This window comes from Actinomadura rubrisoli, from assembly GCF_004349215.1.
Lineage (GTDB): Bacteria > Actinomycetota > Actinomycetes > Streptosporangiales > Streptosporangiaceae > Spirillospora > Spirillospora rubrisoli.
This window is the reverse complement of record NZ_SMKU01000366.1, coordinates 1-9,269: the sequence shown is the minus strand read 5'-3', so window position 1 is coordinate 9,269 and position 9,269 is coordinate 1. Positions and strand designations below refer to the sequence as shown.

10 protein-coding genes and 1 pseudogene are annotated in these 9,269 nt (G+C 73.3%); all 11 read left to right on the top strand.

All coding sequences use genetic code 11. The features are described 5' to 3' along the window. A partial coding sequence (locus E1298_RS39655) for a DUF2752 domain-containing protein (protein WP_341770690.1) occupies window positions 1-402 on the top strand: 402 nt, incomplete at its 5' end. Between the two features lie 126 nt (window positions 403-528). Then, window positions 529-1,335, top strand: coding sequence for an indole-3-glycerol phosphate synthase TrpC (trpC, locus tag E1298_RS39650; protein ID WP_131902534.1), 807 nt, complete (start codon window positions 529-531; stop codon window positions 1,333-1,335). Window positions 1,336-1,450: 115 nt separating this feature from the next. Further along, the gene (trpB, locus tag E1298_RS39645; protein ID WP_131902533.1) at window positions 1,451-2,683 is read left to right on the top strand and encodes a tryptophan synthase subunit beta; all 1,233 of its coding nucleotides are present in this window, start codon (window positions 1,451-1,453) and stop codon (window positions 2,681-2,683) included. Beyond that, window positions 2,680-3,492, top strand: coding sequence for a tryptophan synthase subunit alpha (trpA, locus tag E1298_RS39640; protein WP_131902532.1), 813 nt, complete (start codon window positions 2,680-2,682; stop codon window positions 3,490-3,492). The genes trpB and trpA overlap by 4 nt, the downstream gene beginning before the upstream one ends. A 177-nt stretch (window positions 3,493-3,669) precedes the next feature. After that, window positions 3,670-4,161: a vitamin K epoxide reductase family protein gene (locus E1298_RS39635; protein WP_131902531.1), complete on the top strand. Its 492-nt coding sequence runs from the start codon at window positions 3,670-3,672 to the stop codon at window positions 4,159-4,161. A gap of 57 nt (window positions 4,162-4,218) precedes the next feature. Beyond that, window positions 4,219-4,995: a DsbA family protein gene (locus tag E1298_RS39630; protein ID WP_131902530.1), complete on the top strand. Its 777-nt coding sequence runs from the start codon at window positions 4,219-4,221 to the stop codon at window positions 4,993-4,995. A 151-nt stretch (window positions 4,996-5,146) separates the two neighbouring features. Next, a complete protein-coding gene (locus E1298_RS39625) occupies window positions 5,147-5,959 on the top strand; it encodes a DsbA family protein (RefSeq protein ID WP_131902529.1) in 813 nt (270 codons plus the stop codon). A gap of 131 nt (window positions 5,960-6,090) precedes the next feature. Beyond that, a complete protein-coding gene (gene lgt, locus E1298_RS39620; RefSeq protein ID WP_131902528.1) occupies window positions 6,091-7,440 on the top strand; it encodes a prolipoprotein diacylglyceryl transferase in 1,350 nt (449 codons plus the stop codon). A 12-nt stretch (window positions 7,441-7,452) separates the two neighbouring features. Further along, on the top strand, window positions 7,453-8,151 hold the full coding sequence (locus tag E1298_RS39615; RefSeq protein ID WP_243726100.1) for a VIT1/CCC1 transporter family protein: 699 nt from the start codon (window positions 7,453-7,455) through the stop codon (window positions 8,149-8,151). Window positions 8,152-8,217: 66 nt separating this feature from the next. Then, window positions 8,218-9,015: a hypothetical protein gene (locus tag E1298_RS39610; protein ID WP_131902527.1), complete on the top strand. Its 798-nt coding sequence runs from the start codon at window positions 8,218-8,220 to the stop codon at window positions 9,013-9,015. Window positions 9,016-9,067: 52 nt separating this feature from the next. Beyond that, window positions 9,068-9,269 (top strand): annotated as a pseudogene (locus E1298_RS49840) (DEAD/DEAH box helicase); the annotation flags it as partial.

Genomic DNA, 9,269 nt, shown 5'->3' with positions numbered 1-9,269 from the left:
GGGAGTGTGGTGCGGGCGCTGGTGCCGCAGGTGGGGGTGCTTGCCGCGGTCGCCGCGGGGACGGTCCTGGTCGCGTTCGTGGATCCCAATGAGCCCGGTCACTATCCGGCTTGCCCGTTTCTGGCGCTGACCGGTCACTACTGCCCGGGCTGCGGGGCGACGCGGCTCGTCAACGCCCTCGCGCATGGGCATCCGGGTGTCGCGTTCGGCCTGAACCCGCTGTTGTTCCTGTTGTTGCCGGTGTTCGGGTACCTGTATGTCCGGTGGACGGTCCTGACCGCGCGGGGCCTGCCGATGCGGTCCGCGCTGTTCGGGCCGAAGGTGGTCTACGGGCTCATCGGCCTCCTGATCGTCTACTGGATCGTCCGCAACCTTCCGTTCGCGCACGCCCTGGCGCCCTGAGGCGCGCGGGCCGCCGCCGGGGCCGCCGCCGGGCCCGGTTCCGGGCGCCCTCCCTGATGCGAGGGGCGTCCGAGGGGGCGGCTACGATCGGTGCACGGAACGACCTGAAATAGGGGGCCTACCACCTTGAGCGTGCTGGACGAGATCATCGAAGGCGTCCGGGCCGATCTCGCCGAAAGGCAGCGAGAGGTTCCGCTCGACGCCCTCAAGGAGAAGGCGGCCGCGGCCGCGGCGCCGCGCGACGCGCTCGGCGCGCTGCGCGGCCAGGGAGTGTCGGTCATCGCCGAGGTCAAGCGCAGCAGCCCGTCCAAGGGCGCGCTCGCCGCGATCGCCGACCCGGCCGCGCTGGCCCGCGACTACGAGGCCGGCGGCGCCCGGGTGATCAGCGTGCTGACCGAGCGGCGCCGCTTCGGCGGCAGCCTGGACGACCTGTCCGCGGTGCGCGCCAACGTCGACGTCTCCGTCCTGCGCAAGGACTTCATCGTCACCTCCTATCAGCTGTGGGAGGCGCGCGCCCACGGCGCCGACATGGCGCTGCTGATCGTCGCCGCCCTGGAGCAGGACGCCCTGGTCTCGCTGGTGGAGCGGGCGGAGTCGATCGGGCTGCTGCCGCTGGTCGAGGCGCACACCGAGGAGGAGGCCGCCCGCGCCGTGGAGGCGGGCGCCAAGGTCATCGGCGTGAACACCCGCGACCTGCACACCCTCCAGGTCGACCGGAGCGTGTTCGCCCGGGTGGCCCCGCTGATCCCCAAGGAGGTCGTCAAGATCGCCGAGTCCGGGGTGCGCGGCCCGCACGACCTGCTCGCCTACGCCTCCAGCGGCGCCGACGCGGTGCTGGTGGGGGAGAGCCTGGTGATCGGCAAGGACCCGCGGTCGGCGGTCGCCGACCTGGTCGCGGCGGGCGCCCATCCCGCGCTGCGCCAGAGCGGCTGACGGGCCGGGATAGGGTACGGCCATGCAGGTTGAACCGCTGCGCGAGCGATGGCGGGTTCGTCCGAAGTCCCACTGACCGGATCGGCCTCTTCGCACGACAGGACGCGTTTCTCTCATGACCATCGACACCGCGCGCTCCGGCGCGCCCGTTCCCGACGCCGGGGGCCATTTCGGCGCCTTCGGAGGCAGGTTCGCCCCCGAGGCGCTCATGGCCGCGCTCGACGAGCTCACCCGCGAGTTCGAGACCGCCAAGGACGACCCCGCCTTCACCGCCGAGCTGGACGGGCTGCTCGCGAACTACGCGGGCCGTCCCAGCCTGCTGACCGAGGCCGAGCGCTTCTCGGCGCACGCGGGCGGCGCGCGGGTGCTGCTCAAGCGCGAGGACCTCAACCACACCGGCTCCCACAAGATCAACAATGTGCTGGGGCAGGCGCTGCTCACCCGGCGCATGGGCAAGACCCGCGTGATCGCCGAGACGGGCGCGGGCCAGCACGGCGTCGCCACCGCCACGGCGGCGGCGCTGCTCGGCCTGGAGTGCACCGTCTACATGGGCGAGGTCGACACCGAGCGGCAGGCGCTCAACGTCGCCCGGATGCGGATGCTCGGCGCCGAGGTCGTCCCGGTCCGGACCGGCAGCCGCACCCTCAAGGACGCCTGCAACGAGGCGTTCCGCGACTGGGTCGCCAGCGTCGAGCACACCCACTACTGCATCGGCTCCGTGATGGGTCCCCACCCGTTCCCGGTGATGGTCCGCGACTTCCAGCGCGTCATCGGCGCGGAGGCCCGGCGGCAGTGCCTGGAGCTGACCGGCGCGCTGCCGGACGCGGTCGTCGCCTGCGTGGGCGGCGGCTCCAACGCGATCGGCGCCTTCCACGCGTTCGTCCCCGACGAGTCCGTCCGGCTGTACGGGTTCGAGGCGGGCGGCGACGGCGTGGGCACCGGACGGCACGCCGCGACGCTCGTCGGCGGGACCCTCGGCGTCATCCACGGCATGCGCACCTACCTGCTCCAGGACGAGGACGGCCAGACCCTGGAGACCCACTCGATCTCCGCCGGGCTCGACTACCCCGGCGTCGGCCCCGAGCACTCCTGGCTGCACGACTCCGGCCGCGCCGAGTACCGCGAGATCACCGACGCCGAGGCGATGGAGGCGTTCTCGCTGCTGTGCCGCACCGAGGGCATCATCCCGGCGATCGAGTCGGCGCACGCCCTCGCGGGCGCCCTCAAGGTCGGCGCCGAGCTCGGCCCGGACGCCACCGTCGTGGTGTGCCTGTCCGGACGCGGCGACAAGGACATGCACACGGCCGCCACCTTCTTCGGCCTGATGCCCGAGGGAGAAGCCCGATGAGCGCCCAGACCGCCTACGACAAGGCCCGGGACGAGGGGCGCGCGGCGCTCGTCGGGTACCTGCCCGCGGGGTTCCCCACCTTCGAGGGCGGTGTCGAGGCCCTCAAGACGATGGTGGACGCGGGCTGCGACGTCATCGAGATCGGCCTGCCCTACACCGACCCGATGATGGACGGCCCCGTCATCCAGGACGCCGTCCACCGGGCGCTGGTCGGCGGCGTCCGCGTCGCCGACGTGTTCCGGACGGTCGAGGCCGTCGCCGCCACCGGCGTCCCGACCCTCGTCATGACCTACTGGAACCCCGTCGACCACCACGGCGTGGACGCGTTCGCCCGCGATCTGGCCTCGGCGGGCGGCGCCGGGCTGATCACACCCGACCTCACCCCGGAGGAGGGCGGCGCCTGGCTGGAGGCGTCCGACGCCCACGGCCTGGACCGGGTCTTCCTGGTCGCGCTCAGCTCCACCGACGAGCGCATCGAGACGATCACCGCGGCGTCCCGGGGCTTTGTGTACGCGGCGTCGCTGATGGGCGTCACCGGCGCCCGGACCGTCGTCGACACCGGCGCGCCCCGGCTGGTGGAGCGCACCCGGGCGATCATCGACAAGGGCGGCCGGACGCTGCCGGTCGGGCTCGGGCTCGGCGTCGGCACCGGCGCCCAGGCGGCCCAGGTCGCCGGGTTCGCCGACGGCGTCATCGTCGGGTCGGCGTTCGTCCGCCGCCTCCTGGACGCCCCCGACCTGCCCACCGGCTTGGCCGGGGTCCGCGCCCTCACCGAGGAACTGGCCGAAGGGGTCCGCCAGGGCCGCTGAGCCGGCCGACGACAATGTGAAAGACGTCCGCGCGGGACGCGCGACCCCGCGTCCTGCGCGGACGTTGCCCCGTTCCGGGAACTCGCCGCCGCCCCCACTCGGTTCATGCTTGTGGTGCTCCCGCTCTCCCGTAGGGTGTGTTCGCCGACGCAGCGAGGCGGTCCTGGAAGGATCACGATGACCCAAGAGATGACGGCCCGGGAGCGGGGCGGGGCGCAGCGGCCCTCCTCGCCGCCCCTCTGGTTCCAGGGTCTGGCCTGGCTCTCCACCCTGGCCGGGCTCGGGATCTCCATCTACCTGACGGTCGCGCATTACAAAGAGGAAACGCTGATCTGCTCGTCCACCAGCAAGGTGGACTGCCACGCCGTCACCACCAGCAAGTACGCCGCGCTCCTCGGCATCCCCATGCCGCTGTACGGGCTGGCGTTCTTCGTCGGGTTCGCCGCGCTGATCACGCCGTGGGCGCTGCGGTCGCCGTGGCCGCCGCTGCGCTGGGCCCGGCTCGCGAGCGTGTCGGTGGGCGTGCTGATGGTCGTCTACCTGGTGACCGTCGAGCTGGCGATCCTGCACAAGGTCTGCCTCTGGTGCACCGGGGTCCACGCCATCACTATCCTGCTTTTCATCCTCGTACTGTCCGACGAATTCCGGCGGATCGGTCAGGTCGACTAGTCCCGCCGGGTCCGTGCCGCGCGGCTTGTGGCGCGGCCCCCACGCATAGGAGAACCAATGAGCAAGGCCGCACGAGAGCGGTCCGCGCGGGAGCGCCTGGCCGAAGAGCGCAAACGGCAGGCGGCGCGGGCGAAGCAGCGGCGGCTCCTCGCCATCGTCCTCGGCTCGGTGGTCGCGGTCGCGGCGATCGTCGCGGCGACCGTCGTCATCATGGACCGGCAGGAGAAGAACGGCCGGGCTGAGGCCCACCAGGGCGCGCTCGCCCCGCTCAGCCGCGAGGCCGACGGCTCCATCGTGATGGCCAAGGCGGGCGTGACCAAGCCGGTGCTGGAGATCTTCGAGGACTTCCAGTGCCCGGTCTGCAAGCAGTTCGAGAAGGCCAGCGGCAAGACCATCGAGCAGCTGGCCGTCGAGGGCAAGGTGAAGGTCGTCTACCGGCCGTTCCACCTGTTCGGCCAGCAGAAGGACCCGGTGCGGATCAACTCGCTGCGGTCGGCCGAGGCGGCGCTGTGCGTGCCCGCCGACAAGTGGATCTCCTACCACGACGCGCTCTTCAAGTTCCAGCCGCAGGAGGGCTCCAAGGGCTTCTCCCCCGACGACCTCGTCAAGTGGGGCAAGGACGTCGGCGTCACCGACCCGAACTTCGAGAAGTGCGTCCGGGACGAGCAGAAGAAGCCGCAGGTCGACTCGATGACCAAGTACGCCCTGGAGAGCCGCAAGGTCGAGGGCACCCCCACGGTCTTCCTGGACGGCAAGCAGCTCGACCTGCAGAGCCAGGCCAGTAACGGCGAGGCCCTCCGGGCGGTCATCACCGCCGCGGGCGGCGGCAAGTGACCGGCTGACCCCTTTTCTCCGCAACCCCGGCCTTTCTCCGCGACCCGGCGCCGCGCCGTTCCGCCTCGGGACGGCGCGGCGCCGCCGTCCCTCCCCTCGGACGCTCGTACGCTGCTCAGCAAGCAGGTGACGGGCCGATCGGGGGATCGCGATGAGCAAGGCCGAGGGGCAGCACGCCACGCATCGGCGGGGCATGGGCGGGCGGACACGGGCGGCGGCCCGGCAGAGGCGGCGGCGGATGCTGGTGGTCGTCCTCGGCGCCATGGCGGCGGCGTCGGCGGGGGTCGCCCTGGTGGCCGTCGCGGTCGCCCGCAGCGGGGACGAGCGGACCGTCGGGGCCTACAAGGGCGCGCTCGCGCCGGCCGTCCGGCAGCGGGACGGCTCCATCGCGATGGCGAGGCCGGGCGTCACCGGACCCGTCCTGGAGCTGTACGAGGACTTCCAGTGCCCGGCCTGCCTGGCCCTGGAGGAGCGGCAGGGCGGGACGCTCAAGGAGCTCGCCGCCGAGGGTAGGGCCAAGGTGGTGTACCGGCCGTTCCAGCTCTTCCAGCAGGAGCCGCTGATGTCCAACTCGCGGCGCGCGGCGAACGCCGCCGCCTGCGCGCCCGCCGACCGGTGGATGAGGTACCACGACACGCTCTACACCCGCCAGCCCGAGGAGGGCGACGTCGGCTTCACCAACCCGCAGCTGATCAAGTGGGCGGGCGAGGCCGGCATCACGGGCGCCGCGTTCACCGCGTGCGTCCGGCGGTACGAGCGGATCGCGGCCGTCGACGAGGCCACCGCCCACGCCGGGAGGGCCGGGGTCAGCGCGACCCCCTACCTGGCGCTGAACGGCAGGAAGGTCGACGACGACGCGCTCGGTTCCGCCGACGCCTTGAAGGAGGCCGTGGCGAAGGCGGCCGGGGGAGCCCCGGCGCCCGCCGGCAGGCGCGTCACCGGCAGGGCCTCCACACAGCGGTAGCGGGCCCGCGCGGTGCCGGGGGTCGCCCGGCGCCGCGCGCGGTCTCGAACCGGTGACCGGCCGGCGGCGATCCGGGGTCCTTGGCGAGGAGGGGCGCCCCGCGGCGCGCGGAGGCGGTAACGTCAACGCCCATGCAGCCGCTCGCCTTCATCCCGAGTCCCTCACAGGGCGTCTGGCACCTCGGGCCCATCCCGCTCCGCGCCTACGCCATCATGATCATCATCGGTATCGTCGTCGCGGTCTGGCTCGGCGAGCGGCGCTGGGCGGCCAAGGGCGGCGCCCCCGGTGTGATCGTCGACGTGGCCGTGTGGGCCGTCCCGTTCGGGCTGGTCGGCGGCCGTGTCTACCACGTGATCACCGACTACCAGCGCTACTTCGGCGCCGACGGCGACCCCGCCAGGGCCCTGGAGATCTGGAAGGGCGGCCTCGGCATCTGGGGCGCCGTCCTGTTCGGCGCGCTCGGCGCGCTCATCGGCTGCCGCCGCCGCGGGATCTCCGTGCTGGCGCTCGGTGACGCGGTGGCGCCCGGCATCGCGCTCGCCCAGGCCATCGGGCGCTGGGGCAACTACTGGAACCAGGAGCTGTACGGGCGCCCCCTGGACACCTTCTGGGCCCTCAAGATCGACCGGGACCAGCGGCCGCGGCTGCCGGAGAGCGACGGCATCGCCGCCCTCGACCCGAAGTACGCCGACGTCGCGACCTACCACCCCACGTTCCTGTACGAGTCGCTGTGGTGCGTCGGCGTCGCGGTCCTCGTCATCTGGGCCGACCGCCGCTTCAAGCTCACGCACGGCCGCGCGTTCGCGCTCTACGTCGCCGCCTACACGGTGGGCCGGTTCTGGATCGAGGCGCTGCGCATCGACGACGCGCACCACTTCCTCGGCCTGAGGCTCAACGACTGGACGTCGATCGTCGTGTTCCTCGGCGCGGTCGCCTACCTCTACCTGTCCCGCGACCGCGTCGGCGTGGAGAGCGTCGGCCAGGTGCCCGCGGACGGCGCGCCCATCGAGGCGGAGCCCGCCGCGCCCGTCCCGTCCGAGGGCGAGGCCGACGCCGGGGAGGCGAAGGAACCCGAGGCCGAGGCCGAGCCGGAGTCCGAGGTGGAGGAAGAAGAGGCCGCCGCGGAGCCGACGGCCGAGGAACCGGACGAGGCGGACGCGCCGGACGAGCCCGCGTCCAACGACAAGCCCGAAGAGGCAGAGCCCCAGGCAGAAGCGGAGCCCGAGCCCGCAGCCGAACCTGAGCCTGAGCTGGAGCCGGAGCCCGAGGCCGAGCCCGAGCCCGAGGTGGCCGCCGACACCGGCGCGGACGAGAACGCGGCCGAGGCTGAGGACGAGACCAAGGCCGAGGTCCGGGACCGGGCCGAGGACGAAGACCCCGAGGGCGGGCCCGAAGGGGAGAGCGTGGACAATGACGGCGACGGTGCCGCCGACGCCTCCGGGCAGTCCGGGAAGGGAGAGCCCGTCAAGGACGGGAAGTAGGAGGCGCCGAAGGTGCCCGGGGAGAACCACCACGAGCACCGCGACGTCAGCGGGGGCTGGCTGAGGCCCGCGGTGTTCGGCGCGATGGACGGGCTGGTGTCCAACTTCGCGCTGATCGCGGGGATCGCGGGTGGGCAGGCGAGCCAGAAGGTGGTCCTGCTGGCGGGCCTGGCCGGCCTCGCGGCGGGCGCGTTCTCGATGGCGGCGGGGGAGTACATCTCCGTCGCGTCCCAGAGCGAGCTGGCTCGCGCCGAGATCGAGGTGGAGCGGCTGGAGCTGGCCCGGCACCCGGTGGCCGAGGAGCGGGAGCTGGCGGAGGTCTTCGAGGCGCGCGGGGTGGACCCCGCGACGGCGGCCGAAGTCGCGCGGCAGCTGTCCCGCGACCCGGCGGAGGCCCTGGAGGTGCACTCCCGGGAGGAGCTCGGGGTGTCCCCGTCCGACCTGCCCTCGCCGCTGCTGGCGGCGGGCTCGTCGTTCCTGTCGTTCGCGATCGGGGCGCTGCTGCCCGTGCTGCCCTATCTGCTGGGCGGCACGAGCCTGTGGCCCGCGGCGGGGATCGCGGCCCTGGGGCTGTTCCTCGCCGGTGCGCTGGTGTCGCGGGTCACGACCCGCGCCTGGTGGTACGGCGGCCTGCGCCAGCTGGCGTTCGGCGCCGCCGCGGCCGCGATCACCTACGGGGTCGGCGCGCTGATCGGGACTAACGGGCTTTAGCCGCGAAATCCGGAGGAAATGGCCTTTTGGGCGCGCGGGGGCGGTCGGCCCGCTAAGCTCCCGGACGTGATCGAGGCTCGTGACACCGGTTCCCCCGAGACGGCCCGCGAGGGCGGCGGGCGGGACTTCTGGCCGGACGACAAGCCCGCCCGCAAGGTCCCCAACCGCAAGCTCCTGTTCGGCGGCGGCGGCGCCGCGGCCGTGGTCGTCATCGCGATCGCGGCCGCCCTGGTGCTGACCGGCGGCGGAGACGACAAGGCCCCCAAGGGGCCGGTCCTCCCGACGGCCTTCACCCCCGACTTCAGCGGCGAGGGCTTCACCAAGATCGCCTCGCGGGGCGTCGACCCGCGTCCGGTGACCGAGGCCGAGGCGCTCGCCGGCGACGCGAAGACCCTCTCGTCCGGCAAGTACACCTTCAAGCTGGCCGCCTCGAACCTCGCGACCGACTGCAAGAGCGTCACCTGGGGTGCGCGGCTGCAGGGCGACCTCGCCAAGTACGGCTGCTCGCAGATCCTGCGCGGCGCGTACGTGAGCACCGACAAGAAGTACGTCGGCCAGTTCATGATCATCAACCTGTCCGGCGAGCAGGGCGTCCAGCAGATCCAGCGCGACCTGGACCGCGCGACCGGCGCCGGCTGGGTGAAGCCGCTGAACCCGCCCGGCGTCCCCCCGTTCGGCACCGGGTTCAGCGCCGCCTATGCCAAGACCTACGGCCACTACGCGGTCATCACCTGGGTGGAGCGGGCCGGCGGCGTCCAGCCCGCCTCGCTCAACGAGATGATCGACGTGAGCCTGGTGATCGAGAAGCCCGCCGACTTCGTCTGGGGGCGGCTCGACCTGGTCAGCGGCGGGAAGCGGCGGTGATCCGGCCGCGGGCGGGCGCGCCGGCGGCTCGCGGGCAGTAGTCTGCGCCGTCGTGGACCCCGATGAACCCCGCCGCCGAGGCGGCCCGCGCCGCGCCCCCGTGAGTCGCTCGGGCGGCAGGCAGCCCGCGCCGCGCAAAGGCCGTGCGGGCGCGCCCCGCCGCGCGGGCACGCCGCGCGGCGGCGCTCCCCGCAAGGAACGCTCCGGACGGCGGCCGCGCCCCGCGCCCCCCGAGAACGACCCCATCGCCTACC